Annotated in this window: 23 protein-coding genes; 5 read left to right on the plus strand and 18 right to left on the minus strand. The window is 65.7% G+C overall.

The features are described from left to right. Position 1: 1 nt before the first annotated feature. The 3 genes from WIMU1_RS17320 to WIMU1_RS17330 all read right to left on the minus strand — a co-directional run bounded on the left by WIMU1_RS17320 (position 2) and on the right by WIMU1_RS17330 (position 3,852). Positions 2-757, minus strand: coding sequence for a class I SAM-dependent methyltransferase (locus tag WIMU1_RS17320; protein ID WP_062799256.1), 756 nt, complete (start codon positions 755-757; stop codon positions 2-4). Next, a complete protein-coding gene (locus tag WIMU1_RS17325; RefSeq protein ID WP_062799019.1) occupies positions 744-2,009 on the minus strand; it encodes a glycosyltransferase family 4 protein in 1,266 nt (421 codons plus the stop codon). The genes WIMU1_RS17320 and WIMU1_RS17325 overlap by 14 nt, the downstream gene beginning before the upstream one ends. Positions 2,010-2,136: 127 nt before the next feature. Then, positions 2,137-3,852, minus strand: coding sequence for an FAD-dependent oxidoreductase (locus tag WIMU1_RS17330; protein WP_062799021.1), 1,716 nt, complete (start codon positions 3,850-3,852; stop codon positions 2,137-2,139). Positions 3,853-4,176: 324 nt separating this feature from the next. Here WIMU1_RS17330 and WIMU1_RS17335 point away from each other — a divergent pair, with 324 nt between their 5' ends. After that, positions 4,177-4,956 (plus strand): acyl-[acyl-carrier-protein] thioesterase, encoded by a 780-nt coding sequence (locus WIMU1_RS17335; protein ID WP_062799258.1) that lies wholly within the window; start codon positions 4,177-4,179, stop codon positions 4,954-4,956. A 14-nt stretch (positions 4,957-4,970) separates the two neighbouring features. Here WIMU1_RS17335 and WIMU1_RS17340 read toward each other — a convergent pair whose 3' ends face one another. The 6 genes from WIMU1_RS17340 to WIMU1_RS17365 all read right to left on the minus strand — a co-directional run bounded on the left by WIMU1_RS17340 (position 4,971) and on the right by WIMU1_RS17365 (position 8,449). Beyond that, positions 4,971-5,525, minus strand: a complete 555-nt coding sequence (locus tag WIMU1_RS17340) for a DUF3558 domain-containing protein (RefSeq protein WP_062799022.1) — start codon at positions 5,523-5,525, stop codon at positions 4,971-4,973. Continuing rightward, positions 5,522-6,118, minus strand: coding sequence for a DUF3558 domain-containing protein (locus WIMU1_RS17345; protein WP_245968936.1), 597 nt, complete (start codon positions 6,116-6,118; stop codon positions 5,522-5,524). Before WIMU1_RS17345 ends, WIMU1_RS17340 begins: the two co-directional genes overlap by 4 nt. A 69-nt stretch (positions 6,119-6,187) precedes the next feature. After that, complete coding sequence (locus tag WIMU1_RS17350; RefSeq protein ID WP_031331119.1) at positions 6,188-6,556, minus strand: RNA-binding S4 domain-containing protein; 369 nt, start codon at positions 6,554-6,556, stop codon at positions 6,188-6,190. Between the two features lie 10 nt (positions 6,557-6,566). Then, on the minus strand, positions 6,567-6,764 hold the full coding sequence (locus tag WIMU1_RS17355; RefSeq protein WP_023954174.1) for a hypothetical protein: 198 nt from the start codon (positions 6,762-6,764) through the stop codon (positions 6,567-6,569). A gap of 48 nt (positions 6,765-6,812) precedes the next feature. Continuing rightward, complete coding sequence (locus WIMU1_RS17360) at positions 6,813-7,565, minus strand: DUF4873 domain-containing protein (protein WP_120802651.1); 753 nt, start codon at positions 7,563-7,565, stop codon at positions 6,813-6,815. Next, entirely contained in the window at positions 7,562-8,449 is an 888-nt protein-coding gene (locus tag WIMU1_RS17365; protein ID WP_062799025.1) for an AurF N-oxygenase family protein, read from the minus strand. The genes WIMU1_RS17360 and WIMU1_RS17365 overlap by 4 nt, the downstream gene beginning before the upstream one ends. Positions 8,450-8,591: 142 nt before the next feature. On the opposite strand from WIMU1_RS17365, the gene WIMU1_RS17370 reads away from it, so the two are divergent. Then, positions 8,592-9,092, plus strand: coding sequence for a MarR family winged helix-turn-helix transcriptional regulator (locus WIMU1_RS17370; protein WP_023954180.1), 501 nt, complete (start codon positions 8,592-8,594; stop codon positions 9,090-9,092). Between the two features lie 3 nt (positions 9,093-9,095). Here the strand turns inward: WIMU1_RS17370 and WIMU1_RS17375 are convergent, their stop codons facing one another. The 6 genes from WIMU1_RS17375 to WIMU1_RS26420 form a co-directional block, all read right to left on the minus strand. Continuing rightward, positions 9,096-10,274, minus strand: a complete 1,179-nt coding sequence (locus WIMU1_RS17375) for an acyl-CoA dehydrogenase family protein (RefSeq protein WP_062799027.1) — start codon at positions 10,272-10,274, stop codon at positions 9,096-9,098. A gap of 83 nt (positions 10,275-10,357) precedes the next feature. Then, on the minus strand, positions 10,358-11,791 hold the full coding sequence (locus WIMU1_RS17380; RefSeq protein WP_023954184.1) for an aldehyde dehydrogenase family protein: 1,434 nt from the start codon (positions 11,789-11,791) through the stop codon (positions 10,358-10,360). 156 nt (positions 11,792-11,947) lie between these two features. Then, positions 11,948-12,817, minus strand: coding sequence for a 3-hydroxyisobutyrate dehydrogenase (gene mmsB, locus WIMU1_RS17385; protein ID WP_062799029.1), 870 nt, complete (start codon positions 12,815-12,817; stop codon positions 11,948-11,950). Further along, positions 12,814-13,965, minus strand: coding sequence for an acyl-CoA dehydrogenase family protein (locus WIMU1_RS17390; RefSeq protein WP_062799031.1), 1,152 nt, complete (start codon positions 13,963-13,965; stop codon positions 12,814-12,816). The genes mmsB and WIMU1_RS17390 overlap by 4 nt, the downstream gene beginning before the upstream one ends. A gap of 23 nt (positions 13,966-13,988) precedes the next feature. Next, positions 13,989-15,509, minus strand: coding sequence for a CoA-acylating methylmalonate-semialdehyde dehydrogenase (locus tag WIMU1_RS17395; RefSeq protein ID WP_062799033.1), 1,521 nt, complete (start codon positions 15,507-15,509; stop codon positions 13,989-13,991). Between the two features lie 98 nt (positions 15,510-15,607). Next, positions 15,608-15,769 carry a DUF5302 domain-containing protein gene (locus WIMU1_RS26420; protein ID WP_023954190.1) on the minus strand — a complete coding sequence of 54 codons (162 nt, stop codon included), beginning with the start codon at positions 15,767-15,769 and terminating at the stop codon, positions 15,608-15,610. Between the two features lie 252 nt (positions 15,770-16,021). Here WIMU1_RS26420 and WIMU1_RS17400 point away from each other — a divergent pair, with 252 nt between their 5' ends. Together WIMU1_RS17400 and WIMU1_RS17405 are read left to right on the plus strand one after the other, a co-directional pair. Next, positions 16,022-16,480 (plus strand): flavodoxin domain-containing protein, encoded by a 459-nt coding sequence (locus tag WIMU1_RS17400; protein ID WP_030165145.1) that lies wholly within the window; start codon positions 16,022-16,024, stop codon positions 16,478-16,480. A gap of 71 nt (positions 16,481-16,551) precedes the next feature. Further along, on the plus strand, positions 16,552-17,922 hold the full coding sequence (locus WIMU1_RS17405) for an FAD-binding oxidoreductase (protein ID WP_062799035.1): 1,371 nt from the start codon (positions 16,552-16,554) through the stop codon (positions 17,920-17,922). 121 nt (positions 17,923-18,043) lie between these two features. On the opposite strand, the gene WIMU1_RS17410 is transcribed toward WIMU1_RS17405, so the two are convergent. The 3 genes from WIMU1_RS17410 to WIMU1_RS17420 are packed head-to-tail and all read right to left on the minus strand — an operon-like array spanning position 18,044 to position 21,187. Next, positions 18,044-19,438 (minus strand): dihydrolipoyl dehydrogenase family protein, encoded by a 1,395-nt coding sequence (locus tag WIMU1_RS17410; RefSeq protein ID WP_062799036.1) that lies wholly within the window; start codon positions 19,436-19,438, stop codon positions 18,044-18,046. Between the two features lie 39 nt (positions 19,439-19,477). After that, positions 19,478-20,281, minus strand: a complete 804-nt coding sequence (locus WIMU1_RS17415) for a DMT family transporter (protein WP_174548751.1) — start codon at positions 20,279-20,281, stop codon at positions 19,478-19,480. Positions 20,282-20,299: 18 nt separating this feature from the next. Next, complete coding sequence (locus WIMU1_RS17420) at positions 20,300-21,187, minus strand: DMT family transporter (protein ID WP_030165156.1); 888 nt, start codon at positions 21,185-21,187, stop codon at positions 20,300-20,302. A 199-nt stretch (positions 21,188-21,386) separates the two neighbouring features. Between WIMU1_RS17420 and WIMU1_RS17425 the strand changes: the two genes are divergently transcribed. Then, entirely contained in the window at positions 21,387-23,771 is a 2,385-nt protein-coding gene (locus WIMU1_RS17425; protein WP_062799040.1) for a phosphoketolase family protein, read from the plus strand.

Genomic DNA, 23,771 nt, shown 5'->3' on the forward strand with positions numbered 1-23,771 from the left:
CTCAGTCGGAGACGGAGCCGGAGCCGGACGCGGAGGTCGGAAGATCAGCCGGTTTGCGCAGGTAGATGATCACACTCTTGCCGAAGACCGGGTTGAGCACCTGCTCGCCGACGCGGGTGAGCTTGGGCGCCGACATCATGTCCCACACCAGGAGCTTGTGGTAGGCCTTGACCAGTGGATTGTCGTTGTTCTCCACTCCGACAGCACATTTGAGCCACCAGTAAGGCGCGTGCAGCGCGTGGGCGTGACCGGTGCCGGTCACCTCCAGACCCGCGGCACTGAGCTTTCCGGCCAGTTCCGACGCCTTGTAGATGCGCACGTGCCCACCCTCGTTGGCGTGGTACTCGTCAGAAAACGTCCAGCACACTTTTTCCGGCCAGTACCGCGGCACGGTCACGGCGGCCAGACCGCCGGGCGCCAGGATCCGGGCCATCTCGGAGATGGCGTCGGTGTCGTCGGGGATGTGTTCGAGGATCTCCGACATGAGCACCACGTCGAACTCCCCGTCACCGAAGGGGAGCCGCAGCGCGTCACCGACCTCGGCGCGGGCCTTGGCCGAAGCCGGTACCTGCCCCTCGGCGATCATCGCGTCGAACATCTCGGCCACTTCGGACATGTCGCTCTCGGACTGATCGAATGCGATCACATCGGCACCGCGCCGGAACATCTCGAACGAGTGCCGCCCCTGCCCCGCACCGATATCGATGGCCTTGGTGTTCGGTCCTACGCCCAGTCGATCAAAATCAACGGTTAGCAACGCTGCCTCCTCGAGCAAACTGATCGATCGCTTTTTGATAGTTCTCAGCCGTTTTCGCGGCGACCGCCGCCCAGCTGTAACGCTCTTCCACCCTTGCCCGGCCACCTTCGCCGAGGCGGGTGCGCAGCTCGGAGTCGTCGAGCAGTCTGCCCAGCGCCTCGGCCAGGGCACCTGAATCCATCGGCGGTACCAGCAGCGCCGCTTCTTCCTGCTCGCCCACCACTTCCGGGATCGCCCCGGCGCGCGTGGCGACCAGCGGCGTACCGCAGCTCATCGCCTCCACCGCCGGCAACGAGAAGCCTTCGTAAAGCGAAGGCACACAAGCCACTTCGGCCGATGCCAGGAGTTCGGCGAGCTCGTCGTCGTCCAGGCCGGACACCACCTGCACGCTGTCGCGGATGGACAGCTGATCGATCCGGGTGTCCGACGGACCGCCCTCGACCAACTTGGACACCAGGACCAGTTCGACCTGCCGTTCCGCCCGCACCTTCGCGACCGCCTCGAGAAGGTACGAGACCCCCTTGAGCGGGGCATCAGCACTGGCAACACAGACGATGCGCCCGGCGACCCGCTCCGGCGACGGCCGGAACTGTTCGGTGTTCACGCCCAGCGGGATGGTGGTGAGCCGGCCCTCCGGAATGGCGAAGGCCTTGCGGATGTCGACCTCGCTGCTGCGAGATACCGTGAGCAGCCGGGGAATTCGCCGGGCGACGCGGCCCTGCATCCGCAGGAATGCGTGCCAGCGGCGGGCCGTCAGCTTGCGCCACCCCTTGGCGGCTTTCACGGCGAGTTCTCGATCACGGGTGATCGGGTGGTGGATGGTCGCGACCACGGGCAGACCACTGCGTTCGATCTGCAGCAGGCCGTACCCCAGGCACTGGTTGTCGTGCACCACGTCGAAATCGTCGGTGCGGCGGCGCAGGAGACGAGCCGCACGAAGACTGAACGTCAGCGGCTCAGGGAATCCTGCCGTCCACATCGTGAGCACCTCGAGCGCATCGATCCAGCTCTTGATCTCCCACGGCCATGGCGTCCGGAACGGATTCACGTCGTTGTAGAGGTCGAGGCTCGGCACCTTGGTCAGGGTGACGCCGGCAGCGACCGCCTCATCGTCGAGATCGGGGTAGGGCTGCCCGGAGAAGACCTCGACCTGATGGCCCAGCAACGCGAGTTCCCGCGAAAGGTGGCGCACGTAGACGCCCTGTCCTCCGCAGTGTGGCTTACTCCGGTAAGACAGCAGTGCTATGCGCATTGGGACCTTTCATACCGGGCCATTCTTGGCCGTAACGTTAGCTGCCCGGTACCTGCCTCGCTCATCGGCGAAAAAGGGGGCACACCGATGACGTCGGTCCTCGGACCGCGCCGCATGACCGCGACCACTAGGCCCTTGCCGCCGATTCCATCGCCTCGATGGTGACGAACTTGATCCGGCGCCTTCCTGCTTCCTTGCCCGCGGTCCGTTCGGCGAGGTCGATCTTCTTCCACCCCGACCCGTCCACCCGGCCCGCGCCACGTTCGGCGATGAGATCCGGGATCTGCTCGCGCGACTTGGCAGGTTCGGAAAGTCTGCCCTCGGTGAAGTCGGCTATCACGGCCAACGCCGTCTCCTGACCGCAGATCCGGTTCATGCCGATGCCACCGGTGGCGCCTCGCTTGATCCAGCCCGCTACGTACACACCTTCCACGGGACTGCCGCCACGGGCGTCGAGCACGCGGCCCGACTCGTTGGGGACAACACCCTGGGCTCCGTCGAACGGCAGGCCGTCCAGCGGCAGACCGGTGTAGCCGATGGCGCGCAACACCATGCCGGCCTTCAGGTCGAACTCTTCACCGGTCGGCGTGATCGCGACACGTCCCGATGCAGGCCTGGGCGATTGGCCGGCGTGATCGGCACTTTCGTCTGGCGAGTTCACGAACTCATTGCGCACGCAGCGGACGGTTTCGACGCCGTCCGACCCTTCGATGGCCACCGGTGAGACGAGGTATCGGAACACCACGCGCTTGTTGCCGTCGGTCGGGGTGCGCTGTGCGAACTCCTCGGCAATGCGCACCTTTGTTGCGATGGTCGAGTCGAGGGTGCCGGCGTCGCGGGCTTCCTGGCTCGCGGCATCCAGCACGAGCTCATCGGGGTCGATGATGACGTCCACCCCGGGCATGTCCCCCATCGCGAGGAACTCGGAGTTCGTGTACGCGCCCTGTGCGATACCGCGCCTGCCCAACAGCACGACCTCTCGGACGTTGCTGGAGCGCAGCTTGTCCAGCGCGTGATCTGCGATGTCGGTCTTGGCAAGCCGGTCGGGGTCGTCGAGGAGGATCCGGGCGACGTCGAGCGCCACGTTGCCGTTGCCGACGATCACCGCGCGCTCGGCCGACAGGTCGAAGTCGCGGTCCGCGTGATCGGGGTGACCGTTGTACCAGGCCACGAAGTCGGTGGCGGCGATGGAGCCGGGCAGGTCTTCACCGTCGATACCGAGGTGCTTGTCCGTGGAGGCGCCGTGGGCGTAGATGACCGCACCGTAGTGGTCCAGCAACTCATCGTGATCGAGGTGCTTGCCCACCTCCACGTTGAGGTAGTACTCAAACGTGCGCTTGGCGGCAGTGGCCGCGAACGTCTTCTCCACGCCCTTGGTAGACGGATGGTCCGGCGCCACACCCGCGCGCACGAGCCCGTACGGCGTCGGCAGACGATCGAACATGTCCACCTTGATGGCGGAGTGCTTCACGAGTTCTTCGGCGGCGTAGAACGCAGCGGGCCCAGCACCCACGATCGCGACGTGGAGTTCCTTGCCTGCCGGCAGTGGGGGCTTCTTGCGGGGTGCGACCAGACCACCCGACACGTCGTGGTCGGTGTAATAGTCGGCATTGATCTGCAGGTAACGCTCTTGGCCCTCGTCGAGCGAGTCGTCGGGGAAGATCGCCTCCACCGGGCACTCATCGATGCAGGCACCGCAGTCGATGCAGGTGTCGGGATCGATGTACAACATTTCCGCGCTGGCGAACTCGGGTTCATCCGGTGTCGGATGAATACAGTTCACCGGGCAGACACTGATGCAACTGGCATCGTTGCAGCAAGGCTGCGTGATCACGTGCGCCATACGCCTTCAACCTCAGTACTCTCGGCGTTCCCCGAAAATGGAACGTGTTCCAATTTTTACTTGAATTTACCTCAGCCGCCAATACCCGCCGAAGGCAAGCGTAGTTCTCTGCTCACAGGCGGCAACAATTCAGACCGCCGACTGAGACACTTTAGGACGTCAGTCCCATTGGCGGTAGTGCCAACCCCGCTTCAGATGAAGCAACCTATGCTGCCCATTTGGGATCGAGTCCTGCCCGAGGCTCATCCCGCAGCGGACATCGTCCCAACCGAAGGGAACCCGGTGAGCCCAGACAAATCGACCATCGATCCGACCGACGTCGCGATGAATCCGGCAGATCTACCGGAACTCAAGGAAGGCGCGAGCTACTTCGAGTCGAACTACCGGGTGCGAACCGGTGATGTCGACCAGGAGATGCGTCTGCGCCTCGACGGCCTGAGCCGCTACCTGCAGGACATCGCGAACGACAACATCGAGGCCACGGCCTTTCACACCAGCGACCCCTACTGGATCGTGCGGCGCACCGTCATCGACGTGATCCGCCCGGTGTCGTGGCCGGGCAACGTGACCCTGCAGCGGTGGTGCGGCGCCCTGTCGACCCGGTGGACGAACATGCGCGTGCGGGTGACATCGGTCCACGAGACCAACCGCTTCAACCCCGAGCCCCGCGAGGACGGTCTGATCGAGACCGAGGCGTTCTGGATCAACGTCAACGACCAGGGCATGCCGACACGGCTGACCGACGAGGCCTTCGAGATGCTCAGTCAGTCCACCGACGAGCACCGCCTGCGGTGGAAGTCGATGAACACTGCGCCGGTGCCCGAGGCATCGGACAGCGACCGTGTTCATGTCTTGCGCGCCACCGACTTCGACCCGTTCAAGCACCTGAACAACGCCGCCTACTGGGCTGCGGTCGAAGACGAGCTCCTCGACCACCCTGATCTGGTGGACGCCCCGCACCGGGCCGTCATCGAATATCTACGGGCGATCACCCCGGCGGCCACGGTCACCATCCGGCGAGAGCGTGTCGGCGATCAGCTGCGCATGTGGCTGATCGTCGAGGATCAGGTGGCCGCGACGGTCACCGTCACCAAACGACCCTGACGTGCGTTCAGGGCCTACTGTCCGCCGCCGAGAAGCAGCTCCATGAGCTTGGTCGGGGCGGCGCAGGGGTCGCCGCTCGGCGTGGAACTGCGGGGCTCGACCCACCATGTGTAGACGCCGCGGTCGGGTGAACGGGCGGTGACGCCACACGCAGCCGGACGGGCCGGATTGCGCTGCGTGAATGCCGTGACGCTGGCGACCTTGATGTTCTCGGTGGTGTAACCGAGCTCTTTTGCGGTCGACTTCTCGACTTCGATGTCGCCCCACTCGAACCAGTTGAAGGTGACGTCGGTGATGACCGGACCGGCCACCACCCAACGGCAGATCGCGCCGAAGAATCCGGGTTCGGCGATCGACCCGCCGACGGCCTTGCCGATCGCCTCCGGCGTCAGCATCTCGCACTCGTACATCAGTCCGTCGAACCGGTCGGTGTCGACGTTGCCGTCGGACGTACCGTCGCCGCCACCGATCGAGGTGGCGTCGCCGTCGACCGCGCGGGTGCACCCGGCCGACAACGCGACCACTGCGAGCAGAGCCAGGATCAGGGGGACAACCCTGCGCCGGGTCATGACGCGTTCTCGATCGACTGGGCGGACAGCGTCTTCGCGGCGGCGCAGATGTCGTCGTCGGCCGGGTTGCTCTGACCGTCCGCGGGCAGGCCGTAGGAGATCGACCATTCGAAGAAGTCGGCCCCGAAGGCGATGCCGATCTCGCAGATGCCGCTACTCGATCCCATGAAGCCACTGTGACCGTCGATGGTGATGTCCTCGACCGAATCGCGGGACAACTGGATGGTGGCGCGTTCGCGCCCGATGGGGCTGCCGCGGTACCAGTTGAAGGAGAACTGGGGTCCGAGTTGGTCTTGCGAGGTGACCCACTCGCACACCGACGGGTTGTTCACCGTGTTGGTGAGGCCGGCGACCTTGGTCACCCGCGCGACGTCCTCGGTGGTGACTCCCCCGCATTCACCGAAGAACGGCCCCTCGCCGGCCTTGCCGGGTGCGCTCTCGGTCTTCGTGGTGGGGCTGTCGTCGTTCGAACCGCCGTCGGAGCAACCGGTCAGCACGAGCATCGCGGCCGCGAGCAGGATCACCACGTAGCGCAGCGGAGCTCGTCCTCGTCTCAGACCGGTTCCGGTCGGCTTGCCACCCCTTGAGTCCACAGGTTGCAGTGTAGAGATGCCGCCACCGATGTCGGCGTGTGTCTGCATGCCCCTTGTACCCATGCGACGTCAACGTCCGCGCAGTCGGTCGGTCTCTCGCCGTTCCCGCTTGGTCGGTCTGCCGGCTCCGCGGTCACGTAACGGCAGCGCCGACAACAATTCCTTGGGCGGTGGCGGGGGGCTGCGGTCGATCAGGCACTCGGCGGCCACCGACGGTCCGACACGTTTGGACACCACCCTGGTGACCTCGACGATGCGCTCACGCCCCGCTGCCCGAACCCGGACCTCGTCCCCGACGGCGACGTGTTGCGCGGGTTTGGCGGTGGTTCCGTTCACCCGGACATGCCCCGCCCGGCATGCGGATGCTGCCGCCGATCGTGTCTTGGTCAGCCGGACCGACCAGATCCAGCTGTCGACGCGGGTACTGGGCTCAGCCATGACGCCGGCCCTACTTGCGCAGCAGCGTCCAGGCCGCGCCGCCTCCCACGACAAGCCCCACGATGAGTGCGAGCCAGAAGTTCGTCAGCAACCACAGGACGCCGAACACCACGATCGCCGGACTGAGTGCGAACACCACCAGTCCGGGATGGGCGGCGACCGTCTGCCTCACGGCGTTGCGTCTGGCTGGGTCAATCTCTCTGCCCATGGTTCCTCCTCGACCTCACACCCCGGCTTGACGCCCGTGCGTCCGAGTCTACGAGCCCACGCGGTGTTGCTCCGGCGCAGAGCGCAGGACCTCGACGTCGTCGAGTGCGTAGGGAGGCTGCCCGACACCGACGATGCGCACAGAGCCCCAAGGCGTGATCTCCGTGAGACGGGCCGGGACCCCGTCCCGTGTGTCGACGGCGACGAGGACGTCGCGGGCGCGGGCGTCTTTGAGCTCTCGGACTGATTCGCCGAATGCGATTCCGGCCCAGTGGTAATGGCCGTCGAGGGGGTCGAAATAGCCGCCTACCCGGATGCGACAGGCGACCGACTCGAGGTCGTGCTCGATGACGGCAGCGCCGTCGTAGATGTCCTCGTCGTCGTGCGCCGACCGGTAGTCGTAGTCCGCGGGGTCGAAGCGCTTCAGCTTTCGGATCAGCTTGCGTCCGCCGCCGTTATTGGCCGCGGCGTATCCGGCCCACGACCGGGCGATGGGTGCCCGAACTCGCATCTCGACGGCCCCCGCAACGAACATCTCCTCGATCGCCGAGACGATGTAACCGGCCACCAGCCGCGCGGGTGCGCTTGCGTCGCCCGTGTAGAACACGTTGGGCCGCCGGGGATCTGCCACCCCCAGGAAGGTGCCTGCCGGGGCCGGCGTCGACGTCACCACCACGTCGGCAGGGTGATCACCGCCGGAGTCCGCGGCCACCTCGATCTCCAACGGCGACGCCCGCAGCAGATCACCGACGGCGACGAGTATGGGTCCGGCGCCCTCGAACCCCACCGTCAGCGCACTCATTCGAGAAATCCGGCCCGGCGCCACAGCCTGCGCGAGAACCTCGTCATGAGCCCGTTCTCCTCGAGGAACGCGGCCAGGCTCGAGAACCCGACGATCTGCATCTGCTGGAAGTTCGGATTGCTTCGGGCCGCGGCCGTCGCCTCCTGCCGGTCGAGGCCGGCTCGCGCGTACATCGCCGAGTTGGTGAACAGATATTTGAAACGCAGTGCGGCGAGACCATGCAGGTTGGCCGCCACGAATGTCTCCCAGCGGCTTCGTACGGCGCGACGACGGACCACCGCGTCACGGGCGAATCCGATGTGTCGGGATTCCTCGGTGACATGGATGCGCATCAGGCGCGACACCAGTGGCTGCAACTCGGGATCGTCGAGCATCTCGCGCTGCAAGGCGTCGAAGATCTCCTCTCCCACCAACGCCGCGACCCACAACAGCGACCCCCGCATCGCGAAGGGCAGCATCGTCATGATCAACCGCTCCCACCACAGCAATCCGTAGGGCCGGGCGCCGCTTCGTTCGATGGCGCGCCCGAACATCACCATGTGCCGGCATTCATCACCCATCTCGGTCAGCGCGTAGTGGGTTTGCGCCGATGCGGGATCTTCGGACAGGAGACGTTGCAGCAGAGCCCGATTCAGAAGATTCTCGAACCAGATCCCGACCGAGAGGATGTTGGCCATCTCCTGCCGCGAGACCTCGATCCGCTGCTCCTCGGTGAGTCCGTTCCACTGTTCGGTGCCGTAGAGACTGCACACCCGCGGTGGGAGGAAGTACTTCGCCGGGTCGAGTGGGGCATCCCAATCCAGGTCGACGACCGGCGAATACGAGCGTTTGACCGAACCCGCCAGCAATCTGTTCGCGATGGCTTCTCGTGCTGGTGCTGACATCGAGCCTCCTAGCTCTCAGGTGTTTCCGACGCTAGGCCCCTGTCCCAAATGTGTCAATGATCACTGTGCCATGCACGGGCGGCAACGGCGCCACGGATGCGGAGACGCGAAAACGCCCGCTCGACTGCTGTTGAATGGGGGCATGTCCAGCGACGTCAGACCCGACCCGATCGCCGAGGCCCGAAAGAACTGGGAGAACGCCGGCTGGGGTGATGTGGCCGGCGGTATGCAGGCGGTGACCTCGGTGATGCGGGTGCACCAGATCTTGCTGGCGAGGGTGGAATCGGTACTCAAGCCCTGGGAATTGAGCTTCTCGCGGTTCGAGCTCCTCCGGCTGCTGGCCTTCAGCCGGCGCGGTGCACTGCCCATCACCAAGGCGAGCGACCGGCTCCAGGTACACGTCACCTCGGTGACCCACGCGATCCGTCGCCTCGAGGAATCCGGTCTCGTCAGGCGGGTTCCGCACCCCACCGACGGCCGCACCACTCTGGTCGAGATCACCGAATCAGGCCGCACGACAGTCGAAGAGGCGACCCTTGCCCTCAACCGAGAGGTCTTCGGCGACGTGGGGATGACCGAGGCGCAATCGGCGGCATTGGTCAAATCGATCAATGCCGTCCGAAAGCACTCGGGCGACATCTGAGCGCTAGATCATCGAGCGCATCATGCCCTGGGGCTCACCGCCGAGCTGAGTGAGCGCCGACGCGTGGAAGATCGAACCCGGCACGTGGATGGCATGTGCGAGTCCGGCGTGCGCATCACGAAAGAACCTCTGCATGGGGAACTTCCGGTGCAGAGCGCCGCCGCCCGACCGCGCGAAGATCTCGTCGACCGCCCGCACCGCCCGCCAGGCAGCAGCGGTCTGGGTGCGCCGTCCGATGGCCCGCTCGTCGAACGAGATCTCTTTGCCCGCCTCGGTTTTGTCGTAGAAACGATCCACCGTCTCGAGCAGAGCCGCCCGCGACGCCGCGATCTCGGCGGCCGACTCGCCGATGGCATAGAGGACGTACGGATCCTCTTTGATCTTCTGGCCCGTGATGGCCACCCGATCCCGTTGCGCCGCAATGTGACACGCCAGCGCACCCTCGGCGATACCGATCACCGCCGACGTGATGCCAAGGGGGAACATACAACTGAACGGCATCAGGTAGGTCGACTCGGTGCGACCGGCCGCCCGCGGCGCACTGCCGTCCATCACGTCTGCCGAGTCGAGGGTCCGGTAGGTGGGGATGAAGGCGCCGTCGACCACCACGTCCTTCGAGCCGGTACCACGCAGGCCCACCACATCCCACGAGTCGTCGATGATGGTGTAGTCGGCGCGGGGCAGGAAGACGTGCAGGATGGTCGGCGGCATCACCGGCTTGCCGTCTGCGTCGCCCACGATCGCCCCGAGGACGATCCAATCGCAGTGGTCGGTGCCGGACGAGAACGACCAACGGCCTTTGAGTACATACCCGCCGTCGACCGGCTTGGCCACACCCATCGGCGCATAGGGCGAGGCCACCCAGGTGTCGGGATCGTCGCCCCAGATCTCCTCCTGCACCTTGGGGTCGGCGAACGCCAACTCCCACGGGTGCACTCCGACGATTCCGGACACCCAGCCCGCGGCCCCGTCCATGGCCGCGACGCCCATGACCGTCTCGGCGAACTCGCGGGGGTGGACAGCGAGCCCGCCGTGCTCGACCGGTTGCAGGAGCCGGATCACTCCCGACTCCCGCAACCGCTGCGCGGAGGAATCCGGCAGGCGCATCAACTCGTCGCCTTCGACACCCGCAGCGCGGATCTCCTCGGCATGTTCTTCGATCCGGTCGAGCACCTGACCCATGACCACTCCATTCGCAAGAAAACTAGAACACGTTCTACTCTAGCGAACTCGAGTGGCCGGACGAGGCGAAACGCTTTCCCGGGCTAGGCGTTGTCTCCGAAGATCGACTTGACCTCCAAGAACTCCTCCATACCGAACTTGCCGAACTCGCGGCCGTTGCCCGACTGCTTGTAACCACCGAACGGTGAATCCATGGCCAACGGGGCACCGTTGATGTGCACGGTTCCGGTACGCATCTTGCGGGCGACCTTGCGCGCGCGATCGGTGTCCGCAGACGAGACCATGCCGCCGAGCCCGTAGCTCGAGTCATTGGCGATGCGGACTGCGTCGTCTTCGTCCTGATACCCGATGAGGACCATCACCGGACCGAAGATCTCTTCGCGGGCGATGGTCATGTCGTTGGTGACGTTCGCGAACACCGTCGGTTTCACGAAGTAGCCGACGTCGACGCCGTCCGGGCGGCCCGGACCACCGACGACCACGTCGGCTCCCTCGTCGACACCGGTTTCGATGAGCCGCTGGATCTTGTCGAACTGAGCTTGCGAGACCACCGGTCCGATCTGCGTGTTCTCGTCCGCGGGCGATCCGACAACGATCTTGGCCGCCGTCTCCTTGGCGATCCCAGCTGCCTCGTCCATCCGGCCGGCCGGAACGAGGATGCGTGATCCCGCGTTGCACGACTGGCCCGAGTTGACCACCATCGCCGCGACATCACGCGCCACGGAGTCGGCGAGCGCATCGTCGTCGAGGATGATGTTGGCGGACTTGCCACCGAGTTCCTGCGCCACACGCTTGACCGTGGGAGCCGCATTCCTGGCCACCTCGATGCCCGCGCGAGTGGACCCGGTGAACGAGACCATGTCGACCTCCGGATGCGAGGACAACGCCACACCCACGGTCGGGCCATCACCGTTCACCAGGTTGAACACGCCCGGCGGCACGCCCGCCTCATCGAGGATCTCGGCGAACACCAGTCCGCTGAGCGGGGCGATCTCGGACGGCTTGAGCACCACGGTGCAACCGGCGGCCAGAGCCGGGGCCACCTTGGCTCCGATCTGGTTCAGCGGCCAGTTCCAGGGGGTGATCAGTGCGCAGACGCCGACCGGTTCGCGGACCACCGTGGTGGAGTTGACCTTCTCCTCGAACTCGAAGTTCTTCAGTGCTTCCAGGCCGAACATGAGATGCCCCAGGCCCGCCGGCGCCTGCGCTCCCTGCGCGAGACTCACCGGAGCACCCATCTCGATGCTCACCGCTTCGGCGAGGTCGCCGAGGCGCCGCGAGTACACCTCGATGATCTTCTCCAACAACGAGATACGCTCTTCGCGGGTGGTCTCGGAGAACGTCTCGAACGCCTTGCGCGCCGCCGCGACAGCGTGTTCGACATCCTTCTCGTCACCGAGGGCGATCGTGGCGACGACCTCTTCGGTTGCCGGGTTGATGACGTCGAGGGTCGAGGTGGACACCGGGTCCACCCACTGTCCGTCGATGTAGAACTTCTGCGTGTGGGTTGGTGCCATGGGGGTGCTCCTCGGGATCGTCGGCGGGCGTCCCTCCCATCATTCACGCATCGACCGATTCCGCGGGCAAAACGGCCGTACTAGCGTTCGGTCGGTCGACTTTCCGCACCCGAAGGCAGCGTTTCAGCGCAACGCCCTACGTCTCAGCGCAGCGTCTCAGCGCAGCGTCTCGATGATCGCGCTGAAGTCCTTACCCGCGTTGTCCTGCGCGAAGTCCGCGTACAGGGTGGCCGCATGCTCTCCGAGCGGGGCGGTCGCGCCGGTGGACTCCACCGCCGCCATCGCCAACCCCAGGTCTTTGTTCATCAGTGCGGTGGCGAATCCCGGCTTGAAGTCGTTGTTGGCCGGCGAGGTCGGCACCGGACCCGGAACCGGGCAGTTGGTGTGCACGGCCCAGCAGTTACCGGTGGCGCCGGTGATCACGTCGTACAACGCCTGCGCCTGCAGCCCGAGCTTCTCAGCGAGCACAAAAGCCTCACCGATCGCGATCTGCTGCACGGCGAGCACCATGTTGTTGCAGACCTTTGCAGCCTGGCCGCTGCCGGGGTCACCGCAGTGGATGACCTTTCCGGCCATCGGCTCCAAAATGGTCTGTGCGGCGACGAACGCCTCTTCGGTGCCTCCGACCATGAAGGCGAGCGTCCCGGCGTCGGCACCCTTCACACCACCGGAGACCGGGGCGTCGATCTGCGCGAACCCGTGGTCGTCCGCGTGCTGGTGGATCTTGCGGGCGTCGTCGACCGAGATGGTGGAGCTGTCGATCAACAGCGCACCGGTCTTGGCGCCGGGCAGGATCTGCTCGTAGCACTCGATGACGGCCTTGCCGTGCGGGAGCATGGTGATCACCACGTCGGCATCGGCAACCGCCTCGATGCCCCCCGCGAACACCTCCACACCATTTTCCTTGGCAGCCACTGCAGCCTCGGGCGACGGATCGTATCCGTGCACGGTGTGCCCGGCCTTGACCAGGTTCTTTGCCATGGGTCCGCCCATGTGGCCCAGACCGAGGAACGCGATGGTGCTCATAGGTATTGCCCCTTTGTCGACTTGTCCGCCTCTGCGCGGCCGATCACAACCCGCATGATCTCGTTGGTGCCCTCCAGTATTCGGTTCACCCGGAGGTCTCGGACGATTTTCTCCAGACCGTACTCACGCAGGTATCCGTATCCACCGTGCAACTGCAGCGCCTGATCGGCGACGTCGAAGCAGGTGTCGGTCACATACCGCTTGGCCATCGCGCACAACTCGACCTTGTCGGGATGACCGGCGTCGAGCGCATCGGCGGCCCGCCACAGGATGAGGCGCGAGGTCTCCAACGACGTGGCCATGTCGGCAAGTGTGAACCGAATCGTCGGTTCGTCGATCAGCTTGCCGCCGAACGCTTCTCGGTCGGACACGTAGGTGATGGCCTTGTTGTACGCCGCCTGGGCACCACCCAGCGAACATGCGGCGATGTTGATGCGGCCACCGTTGAGTCCGTTCATCGCGATGCCGAAGCCCGTACCCTCCACGCCACCGAGGAGATTGGCCGCCGGTACCCGCGCGTCCTCCATGATGACCTGAGCGGTGGGCTGTGCGTTCCAGCCCATCTTCTGCTCGTTGGCGCCGAACGAGAGTCCAGGCGTGTCGGCCGGCACGATGAACGTCGAGATCCCCTTGGGACCGTCGGCACCCGTACGGGCCATCACGATGTACACGTCAGAGACGCCGCCGCCGGAGATGAACTGCTTGACCCCGTTCAGCAGGTAGTCATCGCCGTCGCGAACTGCCTTGGTACGCAACGCCGCAGCGTCGCTTCCGGCCGCGGGTTCGGTCAGGCAGTAGCTGGCGATGGCCTCCATCGAGGCCATCTTGACCGCCCATGTGGTGCGCTGATCGTCCGTGCCGTACGAGTCGACCATCCACGTACACATGTTGTGGATCGACAGAAAGGCCGCCGTGGTGGGATCGGCCTTCGCCAATTCCTCGAAGATCCGTACGCCGTCGATCCGCCGCAGACCGCTTCCGCCCACGTCTTCGCTCGTGTAGATGCCCGCCATACCGAGTTCGGCGGCCTCGCGAAGCTCCTCGACCGGGAAGTGCTTGCGCTCATCCCAGTCGAGGGCGTGTGGCTCGAGCCTCTTGCGCGCGAACGCCGAGGCAGTGTCGACGATGACCTTGTCATCGTCATCCATGTCGAAAGACACCGGCCGGTCTCTCAGTCCATGGTCGGGATGACGAACTCGGCGCCATCCTTGATGCCGGACGGCCACCGAGTCGTGATGGTCTTGACCTTGGTGTAGAACTGGATCGCCGCCGGCCCGTGCTGGTTCAGATCGCCGAATCCGGAGCGCTTCCAGCCACCGAAGGTGTGGTAGGCCACCGGCACGGGGATGGGCACGTTCACGCCCACCATGCCGCACTGGACGCGGGCGGTGAAGTCGCGGGCGGCGTCGCCGTCCTGGGTGAAGATCGCGACACCGTTGCCGTACTCGTGCTCGGACGGAAGGGCCAGGGCCTCTTCGTAATCCGCGGCGCGGACGATGCAGACCACCGGTCCGAAGATCTCGTCGGTGTAGATCGTCTGGTCTTTCTTGACGTGGTCGAAGAGGGTCGGCCCGATGAAGTAACCCTCTTCCAGGCTCTGACCGTCGTAGGTCAGGTCGTCGGTGGCGCGCTCGCGACCGTCGATGACGAGTTCGGCACCGGCGTCCACACCCTGCTGGATGTAGTCCTTGACGCGCTCGAGAGCAGCCTTGCTGACGAGGGGGCCGTAGTCGGCCTTGATGTCGAGGCTGTGACCGACGCGCAGCGCGTTGACCTTGTCGACCAGTTTCTCGCGCAGGCGGTTGGCGGTCGCCTCGCCCACGGGCACGGCCACCGAGATCGCCATGCAGCGCTCGCCGGCGCTGCCGTAACCGGCACCGATGAGGGCGTCGGCGACCTGGTCGAGGTCGGCGTCCGGAAGGATGATCATGTGGTTCTTGGCGCCACCGAAGCACTGTGCGCGCTTGCCGTTCGCGGCCGCGCTGGAGTAGATGTACTGCGCGATGTCGGAGCTGCCGACAAAGCCGTACGCCTGGACGTCGTCGTTGTTGAGCAGAGCGTCGACGGCTTCCTTGTCACCGTGGATGACCTGGAACACACCTGCGGGAAGTCCGGCCTCGAGGAACAGTTCGGCCAGGCGCACGGGCACCGACGGGTCGCGCTCGGACGGCTTGAGGATGAACGCGTTTCCGGTCGCCAGCGCGGGGCCGGCCTTCCACAGCGGGATCATCGCCGGGAAGTTGAAGGGGGTGATGCCTGCGACCACACCGAGCGGCTGGCGTACCGAGTGCACGTCGATGCCGGTTCCGGCGCCTTCGGTGAACTCACCCTTGAGCAGATGCGGGATACCGATCGAGAACTCGATGACCTCGACGCCGCGCTGGATGTCGCCCTTGGCGTCGGGAACGGTCTTGCCGTGCTCCTTGGAGAGCAACTCGGCGAGTTCGTCCATGTGCTCGCCGACGAGTGCGACGAACTTCATCATCACGCGAGCGCGGCGCTGCGGGTTCCATGCAGCCCAGATCTTCTGCGCTTCGACGGCGCCGGCGACAGCGGCGTCGACCTCGGCTGTACTGGCCAGCGGAACGGTCGCCTGCACCTTGCCGGTGCTGGGATCCATCACATCTGCGGTGCGCCCGCTGGTACCGGCGAGCGGTGCGCCGTCCACGAAATGGTCGATTTGCCTGGTCATGGGGTCCTCACAAGTCATCTACTGCCGTGTTGTCCCCGTCACTATATACTAGGACTTCCTAGTAATGCGAGCCCCGGCAGCAGATGACCTGTTCGGAACTACCCGGTTTTGCGCCGGAACTGATGCGGGCCACCTTCAGGCCCGTGCTGGCCGGACGCCTTGGATGCCGAATCCTTGTGATCACCGGTGGGCAGATCGCGATTCTTCTTGCGCTCCAATGCTTCTCGGAACTTACGTTTGGTCTCTGAATCTTCGGCCATCGACTGCTCCTTTGCTTGAACATCGTCCCCCGGAGCGTATCGAGCCGAGTCGGCGATGTCAGGTGATTATCCCTGCGCAGACGCGGTCCCCGCGCCGTACCGACACGTAGGCCACCAGACGGCTCGATCCCCAGGCGGCACGGACTGTGAAGTTGACCCGTGGATCGCTAAAATCGCTGATCGGGCACCCGGCACCTGCCGCAACATAGGGTACCCTCAGTTGCCGACGAGACCGGATGGAGAGAGAAAAAGATGTCTGTTGTGATCCTGTACGGCAGCGAGACCGGAACCGCTGAAGTGGTGTCTGATTCCATCTCCGACGTGCTGGCCGAGAACCATGACGTGTCGATGTACGACATGTCCGAGTTCGCCGTCGAAGACCTTTCCGCCGAGGACTTCTACGTGGTGGTCTGCTCGACCTATGGAGAGGGCGAACTGCCCACCGGAGCCGAGCCGTTCGCCGAGGCCCTCGACGACGAGAAGCCCGCCCTCGACGGTCTCCGCTTTGCCATGTTCGGCCTCGGCGACAGCGTCTACGACGACACCTACAACCGCGGCGGCGAGATCATGGCCGAAAAGCTCACCGAACTCGGCGCCACCCAGGTGGGCGAGCACGGGCGCCACGATGCGTCGTCGAAGGTGAGCGCCAAGGTGCAGGCGGCCGAATGGGCGCAGCAGATTTCCCCGCTCATCTCTCCGGCGCTGCGCTGACGCGGCCCGGGCGCCGGCACTGATCGGCGACTTCGCGGCACCTCCCGACAGCGACGATTACGCTGCGAAACATGTCGACGAAGACGGTGTTGGACGACCTGGTAACGGCCCTGCCCGCGGGGACGGTGATCACCGATCCGGACATCGTCGCGGGCTACCGACAGGACCGGGCGTTCGATCCCGACGCGGGTACCGCGATGGCGGTGGTCCGCGCGACGAGCACCGAGGACGTCGTCGCGACCGTGAGGTGGTGCGCCGCCAACTCCGTACCGGTGATCCCCCGCGGAGCCGGCACCGGTCTGTCCGGCGGAGCCACGGCCATCGACGGCGGCATCGTCCTGACCACCGAGAAGATGCGCGACATCACCGTCGATCCGGTGACCCGTACGGCGATCTGCCAGCCCGGACTGCTCAACGCCGAGGTCAAGGCCGCGGTCAAGGAACACGGACTCTGGTATCCGCCGGATCCGTCGTCGTTCGAGATCTGCTCAATCGGCGGGAACGCTGCAACCAACGCGGGCGGCCTGTGTTGTGTGAAGTACGGCGTCACGAGCGACTACGTCCTCGGCCTCGAAGTGGTGCTCGCCGATGGGCGCGCAGTGCGCCTCGGCGGACCGCGGCTCAAGGACAGCGCCGGACTGTCGCTGACCAAACTGTTCGTCGGCAGCGAGGGCACTCTGGGCATCATCACCGAGGTGACCTTGCGATTGTTGCCGCCACAGCCGCCGGCGTCGACCGTGGTGGGTACGTTCTCGTCGGTGCATGCCGCCTCCGAGGCCGTCCTCGCGATCACGTCGACCATCCGGCCCGCGATGCTCGAGTTCATGGACAAGGTCGCGATCAACGCCGTCGAGGACCAGCTGAAGATGGGCCTCGACCGCACCGCCGGTGCCCTGCTCGTCGCCCAGTCCGATGCGCCAGGCGCTGCCGGAGCCGCCGAGGTCGAGGTCATCGAGCAGGCATTCACCACCTGCGGCGCCACCGAGGTGTTCGCCACTACCGATTCCGACGAGGGCGAGGCGTTCACCGCTGCGCGGCGGTACGCCATCCCCGCCGTCGAGAAGATCGGTCCCCTGCTACTCGAGGATGTCGGGGTTCCGCTGCACAAGTTGCCGGATCTGATCGATGGCATCGAGGCCATCGCCGCCGACCGGCGGGTGCTGATCTCCGTCATCGCGCACGCCGGCGACGGCAACACGCACCCGCTGATCGTGCACGACCCCAACGATCCCGATGAGACCGAACGAGCCAATCTCGCGTTCGGGGAAATCATGGACCTGGCGATCAGACTCGGCGGCACGATCACCGGCGAGCACGGTGTCGGACGGTTGAAGAAGGGGTGGCTGCCCGATCAGCTGGGCCCCGACGTCATCGAGCTGACGCAGCGGATCAAGAACGCGCTCGATCCCCAGGACATCCTCAATCCCGGGACGATGCTGTAAACCTTGGCCCAGAGAATCTGCAGGCAAACTTGCAGGCTTTGTGTCTGTCTGCATGCGTTGCAGTGCCGGTATCTGGACGAAAAGCCTGCGCCTGCCTCACATTCCGCGCGCGGGGCCCGGCCTACGACTCAGGCAAGGACTCCAGCAGGCGTAGCCACACTTCGCTGACCGTCGGGTACGACGGCACCGCGTGCCACAACGTGTCGACCGGAACCCGGCCCACGATGGCGATCGTCGCCGCATGGACGAGTTCGTCCACTTCGGGACCGACAAAGGTGGCGCCGACGATGACACCGGCGGCTTTGTCGATCACCAGCCTCGCCTTGCCGTGGGCGTCGTCGCGGAGCAGCCCGAATCCGGCCACCGACTCGAAGGCGATCTCGGCAACCGTCACGTCGATCCCGCTGTCGGTCGCTTCACGCTCGGTGAGACCCACGCTCGCGACCTGCGGGTCGGTGAAGATGACCTGCGGCACCGGAACCCCCTCGGGCACAACCGGGTCGGGGCGCCCCTCGGCACGGGCGGCGATCAGCCGACCCACGTTGCGGGCCTGATACTTGCCCCAGTGGGTGAGCGCCGGGCCCTTGGACGCGTCGCCCACGAAGAAGAGCCACGACGCCTCGGCATCGACGTCGTCCAGCCCGATGCCGCTGCGGGCAGGGCGGCGCCCGGTCGCCACCAGGACTTCATCGGCGGTGATCTCGTCACCACCGGCGACCACCGTCGCCGGGTCACCGTGGATGCGGCCGATGCCGGTGTCCGCGGAGACCGGTCGGCGCACCTCGGTGATGTCGACGTGCTGACGCACATCGATGCCCGCGGCGGTCAGCGCCTCGGCCACCATCTCACCGGCGAAGGGTTCGGTCTTACCCAGTAGCGATCCGCGCGAGAGCAAGGTGACCTTGCTGCCCAGCGCCGCCATCCATGTAGCGGCCTCGCAGGCCACCACACCGCCGCCGACCACGATCAACGAGCCCGGGATCTCCCTGACCCCGGTGGCATCGCGGGACGTCCACGGCTGTGCGTCGGCGAAGAGTTCGGGGATCACGGCGGTGCTGCCGGTGGCCACGATCACCGCCAGGCGCGCACGCACGGTCTGACATTGGCCCCCGTTGTCGACGGTCACGGTGCGCTCACCGGAGATGACCCCGTGGCCCCGGAGGACGGCGATGTCGAGGCCGGTCGCCCACTTCTCCTGTCCCCCGTCCTCGTACTGGCTCACCCAGGTGTCGCGGCGACGCAGCAGTTCCTCGGGGTTGAGTTTCTCGCCGACCTTGATTCCTTCGAGGTTGGATGCCGCGGCATGTACTTCGATCGGACGAAGCAGTGCCTTGCTCGGCATGCAGGCCCAGTAGGAGCACTCCCCGCCGAGCAGTTCGTGTTCGACGATGGCGGCGGTTCGGTCAGAACCGGCGGTCGCGTACTGCGCGGCGACCTCTCCTGCGGGGCCGCCTCCGATGACGATGACGTCGTACTCGGTGATCGAACTGTCTGTCTCCGCGGTCGATTCAGTCATCACCCCACCCTGCCATCGCCGGCGGGCCGGTTCCAGTCCTCAGGTGCCCCGGATGGCGGAGTGCCGGGCCAGTTCGACCACCGCGACCACCATCACCACAAGCGCCAGCCCCACCACGCCGGCCTCCCACACGCTGACCGAGATCCGCTCGGATAGAAGCGCCATGCCCAGCGCCATGGCCACCGCCGGTTCCATCACCGTCATCGCCGGGAACGACGTCTGGAGATCGCCCGAGCCGAAGCCTCGCTGCTGGGCGTAGATGCCGGCGGCTATGACGATGAGCAGCAGGTAGATCTCGAGATGAAATCCGACCCGGGGCAGATCGTCGGTGGCCTGTCCGATGACGGCTTTGATGAGCAGCGCCGAGATCCCGAAGAGAGCTCCGGCGGTGAGCCCATAGAACAGCGACCGCATGTGGTTGTTGCAACTCTCGGCCGCGATCACCAAACCGGCGAGGCATGCGAGCACGGCCACCACCGTGAGTACAAAGAACATGGGGTCGGGGCGGCTGTCGGAGGATCTCGGTGAGGCCAGGCAGAGGAACACGGCCACACAGCAGGTCAGCGCGCCGCCCCACGCCCATTCGGTGCGTGTGGGCGTTCGATGGTCGAACCACGCTTCGAGCGGCAGTGCGAACAACACGGCCAGGACGAGCAGGGGTTGGACCAGCAGGATGGAGCCGAGACCCAGGGCTGCTGCCTGCAGGGAGAATCCGCACACCGCCAGACCCGCACCGAGCCACCAACCCGGTGTGATGGCGCCACTGGCCGCCGATGCACGTTGCCGGAAGACCGTCCCGGTGGCGATGAGGCAGGCGGCAGCGACCGCCAGTACCGCCGACATGATGTTCTCCACAGGCGACTAGTGGTCGGTCGGGCCCATTGCCGACCCTCCGGGAGCAGGGGCGGGCGCTTTGGGGAACGCCACTTCGAACTCGGTCTCACGCTCGGCCGCATGTCTGGCGAGCACGAACACCGCACGCAGCATGATGACCAGCGACAGCCCGGCGATGATGCCGTCGAAGATGTTCACGTCGACGCTTTCACCGAGCAGCACCACGCCGAGTGCCATGGCCACGGCGGGCTCCATCACCGTCATCGCCGGGAACGACGTCTGCAGATCATGGGCCGCGAAGGCGAGCTGCTGGGTGATCACCGAGGCGGTGGCGACGAGCAGGATCAGGTAGATCTCCGGGTGGGTCAGGACCTCCACGACGCTTTCCCCGAGCTGGGTCACCACCGCTTTGAGGAGAAACGCCTGCACTCCGGTGAGCAGCCCCGACGCCGATCCGAACAGCAGCGCGCGGTGATGCGGTGACACGAGTCGGGCAGCGACCACCAGACCGATGAGCACCGCGACCACCACGACGATGGTTCCCGCGAGGGTTCCGGCCGACACGTTGTGTCCCCCGGCCTCAGGTCTGGCGATCACCACGAACGCGGCGATGCAGACGGTGAGGATGATGCCCCACTTCCACTCGTGGAAGTTCAGGCGGCGGTGGTCGAGATAGGCCTCCATCGGCAGTGCGAACAGAACCGACAGCACGATCAACGGCTGCACCAGAAGCAACGACCCGAGGCCGAGCGCCACCGCCTGCAACGCGAACCCGGCGGCCGCGATCAGTACTCCGAGCCACCACCGTTTGGTGATCCCACCCGACGCCGTCGAGGAGCGCTGACGCACGAGTGTCCCTGTTGCGACGAGGAGCGCCGACAGAGTCGCCAGCAGCGCCGGGAGGAACAAGTGCACTGTGCCGACAATACTTGCCGGACCTGGGGGCGAGCGTGCTCTCGCGGTGGGAGTGTGAGCGAGTCGATCTGGTTGGACAACAAATCCTTGGTGACGGCGGCGCGAACTCTCGACATTTGGGTACTCGAGCCGTGGCGGGCCACCCGAGCCCACCCGATAATCAAGTTGCCCTGTCCGCAAACACCCAGAAGGTGCGCATATGACGTTGGCCGGATACACCGATTCCGAACTCGAACTCGATCTGCGGTGGTGGTCCGCGACCAACTACCTGACGGTTGCGCAGATCTATCTGCAGGACAACGTCTTGCTGCGCGAGCCGCTCGGCGTCGAGCACATCAAACCTCGCCTGCTCGGGCACTGGGGTACGAGTCCTGGGCTCTCGATGATCTACACCCTCCTCAACCGGCGTATCCGCGAGACCGACTCGAAGTGGCTCTACATCACCGGGCCCGGGCACGGCGGCCCGGCGCTGGTGGCAGCGACCTATCTCGAGGGCACCTACAGCGAGATCTATCCGCACGTGTCCCCGGATGCGGATGGGCTCCGAGCGCTGTGCAGGCAGTTCTCCACGCCGGGTGGCATCCCGAGTCACGTGAGCGTGCAGACACCGGGTTCGATCCACGAGGGCGGCGAACTCGGGTACGCACTCATCCATGCCGCGGGCGCCGCCTTCGACAGCCCCGATCTGGTGGTCGCGTGTGTGGTCGGCGACGGTGAGGCCGAGACCGGTCCCCTGGCCGGCTCATGGAAGATCCCGGCGTTCCTCAATCCGGCTCGCGATGGTGCGGTGCTGCCGATCCTGCACCTCAACGGCGCCAAGATCGCCGGCCCCACGGTCTTCGGCCGGAGCAGTGACGACGACATCGCGGCGTTCCTGTCGGGTCAGGGCTGGGAGCCCGTCTTCGTCGGCGGCGACGACCCGCACGAGGTGTTCCCGGCCATGGCTCAGGCGATTGCGAACGCGCACGACAAGATCGTCGAGATCCAGACCCGGGCCCGGGAAGGCAACCCGACCGGCGACAAGTGGCCGGCCATCGTGATGCGCACCCCCAAGGGCTGGACGGGACCCCACGAGGTGGACGGCAAACTGATCGAGGGCACCCACTGGAGTCATCAGGTCCCGTTGTCGGGGGTCCGCGAGAACCCCGAGCACCTCGCGCTCCTCGAGGAGTGGCTGCGCTCGTACAAGCCGGACGACCTGTTCGACAAGTCGGGTGCACTCATCGACGACCTCGCGGACCTGGCACCCAGGGGTGAACTGCGGATGGGTGCGACGCCGTATGCCAACGGCGGCCGAGCACTGGTTCCCCTCAAGATCCCGCCGCTCGAGTCGTACGCCCTCGACATCGAGGCGCCCGGCGCGCTCGCCTACGAGACCACCAAGGTGCTCGGTGAGCTGATGCGCGACATCTACCGCGACAACTCGGACGAGAACCACGGCGGATCGTTCCGGCTGTTCAGCCCGGATGAGACCTCCTCGAACCGGCTCCAGGCGGTGTTCGAGCAGACCGACCGCTGCTGGCAGTTGCCGACCAACGAGAACGACGACAACCTGTCGCCCGAGGGTCGCGTCATGGAGGTTCTCAGTGAGCACCTGTGCCAGGGCTGGCTCGAGGGCTATCTACTGACCGGCCGCCACGGTCTTTTCGCCACCTACGAGGCGTTCGCGATGGTGAGCGTCTCCATGCTGGTGCAGCACACCAAGTGGTTGCAGCACGCCGCCGAATTGCCATGGCGCGAACCGGTGGCATCGCTCAACGTGTTGCTCACCAGCACCTGCTGGCGTAACGACCACAACGGTTTCAGCCATCAGGGACCCGGCCTGATCGATGCCGTCATCCCATTGGCCCCCGGCGTGGTGCGCGTCTGGCTGCCACCGGATTCCAACACCCTGCTCTCGGTGGCCGACCACTGCTTCCGCAGCCGCGACCACGTCAACGTCCTGGTGGTCGACAAGCAGAAGCACCCTCAGTACCTGACCCTCGAACAGGCACACAAACATGCCGAGGCCGGGGCATCGATCTGGGAGTGGGCCGGTACCGAGGGCGAGACCAACGACGCGGACCCCGAACAACCCGACATCGTGCTGGCCGCCGCGGGCGACGTGCCGACCGAAGAGATCCTGGCCGCTGCACATCTGCTGCGCGAGTGGGTTCCCTGGTTGCGCGTCCGCGTGGTCAATGTCGTCGACCTGATGGTGCTGCTGCCCCAGGACGAACATCCCCACGGGCTGCCCGAATCGAAGTTCATCGATCTGTTCACCGCTGAAACCGATGTGGTGTTCGCTTTCCACGGCTACCCGAGGGCCATCCACCAGCAGCTGCACGGCCGCACTCGCGCCGACCGGTTCCACGTTCGCGGCTTCATCGAACAGGGCACCACCACAACTGCTTTCGACATGGTGGTGCAGAACAAGATGAGCCGGTACCACCTGGTTCTGGAAGCCCTGCGCAGAACCCGTCGGGTACCAGAACGCAGCCAGGAGCTCGCCGAGTTCTGCCGATCGCAGCTGCAGCGCCACACCGAGTACGTCACCACCCACTTCGAGGACATGCCGGAGATCCGCGAGTGGAAGTGGTCCTAG

The organism is Williamsia muralis NBRC 105860 (assembly GCF_001598915.1).
Classification (GTDB): Bacteria; Actinomycetota; Actinomycetes; order Mycobacteriales; family Mycobacteriaceae; genus Williamsia; species Williamsia muralis.

Excerpts from the sequence above, each read along its gene's own strand:
- WIMU1_RS17355 (WP_023954174.1), bottom strand. The coding sequence starts at position 6,764 with ATGGGCAGAGAGATTGACCCAGCCAGACGCAACGCCGTGAGGCAGACG.
- WIMU1_RS17380 (WP_023954184.1), bottom strand. The coding sequence starts at position 11,791 with ATGGCACCAACCCACACGCAGAAGTTCTACATCGACGGACAGTGGGTG.
- WIMU1_RS17350 (WP_031331119.1), bottom strand. The coding sequence starts at position 6,556 with ATGGCTGAGCCCAGTACCCGCGTCGACAGCTGGATCTGGTCGGTCCGG.
- WIMU1_RS17400 (WP_030165145.1), top strand. The coding sequence starts at position 16,022 with ATGTCTGTTGTGATCCTGTACGGCAGCGAGACCGGAACCGCTGAAGTG.
- WIMU1_RS17340 (WP_062799022.1), bottom strand. The coding sequence starts at position 5,525 with ATGACCCGGCGCAGGGTTGTCCCCCTGATCCTGGCTCTGCTCGCAGTG.
- WIMU1_RS17330 (WP_062799021.1), bottom strand. The coding sequence starts at position 3,852 with ATGGCGCACGTGATCACGCAGCCTTGCTGCAACGATGCCAGTTGCATC.
- WIMU1_RS17395 (WP_062799033.1), bottom strand. The coding sequence starts at position 15,509 with ATGACCAGGCAAATCGACCATTTCGTGGACGGCGCACCGCTCGCCGGT.
- WIMU1_RS17365 (WP_062799025.1), bottom strand. The coding sequence starts at position 8,449 with ATGTCAGCACCAGCACGAGAAGCCATCGCGAACAGATTGCTGGCGGGT.
- WIMU1_RS26420 (WP_023954190.1), bottom strand. The coding sequence starts at position 15,769 with ATGGCCGAAGATTCAGAGACCAAACGTAAGTTCCGAGAAGCATTGGAG.
- WIMU1_RS17405 (WP_062799035.1), top strand. The coding sequence starts at position 16,552 with ATGTCGACGAAGACGGTGTTGGACGACCTGGTAACGGCCCTGCCCGCG.
- WIMU1_RS17375 (WP_062799027.1), bottom strand. The coding sequence starts at position 10,274 with ATGGGTCAGGTGCTCGACCGGATCGAAGAACATGCCGAGGAGATCCGC.
- WIMU1_RS17335 (WP_062799258.1), top strand. The coding sequence starts at position 4,177 with ATGAATCCGGCAGATCTACCGGAACTCAAGGAAGGCGCGAGCTACTTC.
- WIMU1_RS17415 (WP_174548751.1), bottom strand. The coding sequence starts at position 20,281 with ATGTCGGCGGTACTGGCGGTCGCTGCCGCCTGCCTCATCGCCACCGGG.
- WIMU1_RS17390 (WP_062799031.1), bottom strand. The coding sequence starts at position 13,965 with ATGGATGACGATGACAAGGTCATCGTCGACACTGCCTCGGCGTTCGCG.
- WIMU1_RS17425 (WP_062799040.1), top strand. The coding sequence starts at position 21,387 with ATGACGTTGGCCGGATACACCGATTCCGAACTCGAACTCGATCTGCGG.
- mmsB (WP_062799029.1), bottom strand. The coding sequence starts at position 12,817 with ATGAGCACCATCGCGTTCCTCGGTCTGGGCCACATGGGCGGACCCATG.
- WIMU1_RS17360 (WP_120802651.1), bottom strand. The coding sequence starts at position 7,565 with ATGAGTGCGCTGACGGTGGGGTTCGAGGGCGCCGGACCCATACTCGTC.
- WIMU1_RS17325 (WP_062799019.1), bottom strand. The coding sequence starts at position 2,009 with ATGCGCATAGCACTGCTGTCTTACCGGAGTAAGCCACACTGCGGAGGA.
- WIMU1_RS17370 (WP_023954180.1), top strand. The coding sequence starts at position 8,592 with ATGTCCAGCGACGTCAGACCCGACCCGATCGCCGAGGCCCGAAAGAAC.
- WIMU1_RS17410 (WP_062799036.1), bottom strand. The coding sequence starts at position 19,438 with ATGACTGAATCGACCGCGGAGACAGACAGTTCGATCACCGAGTACGAC.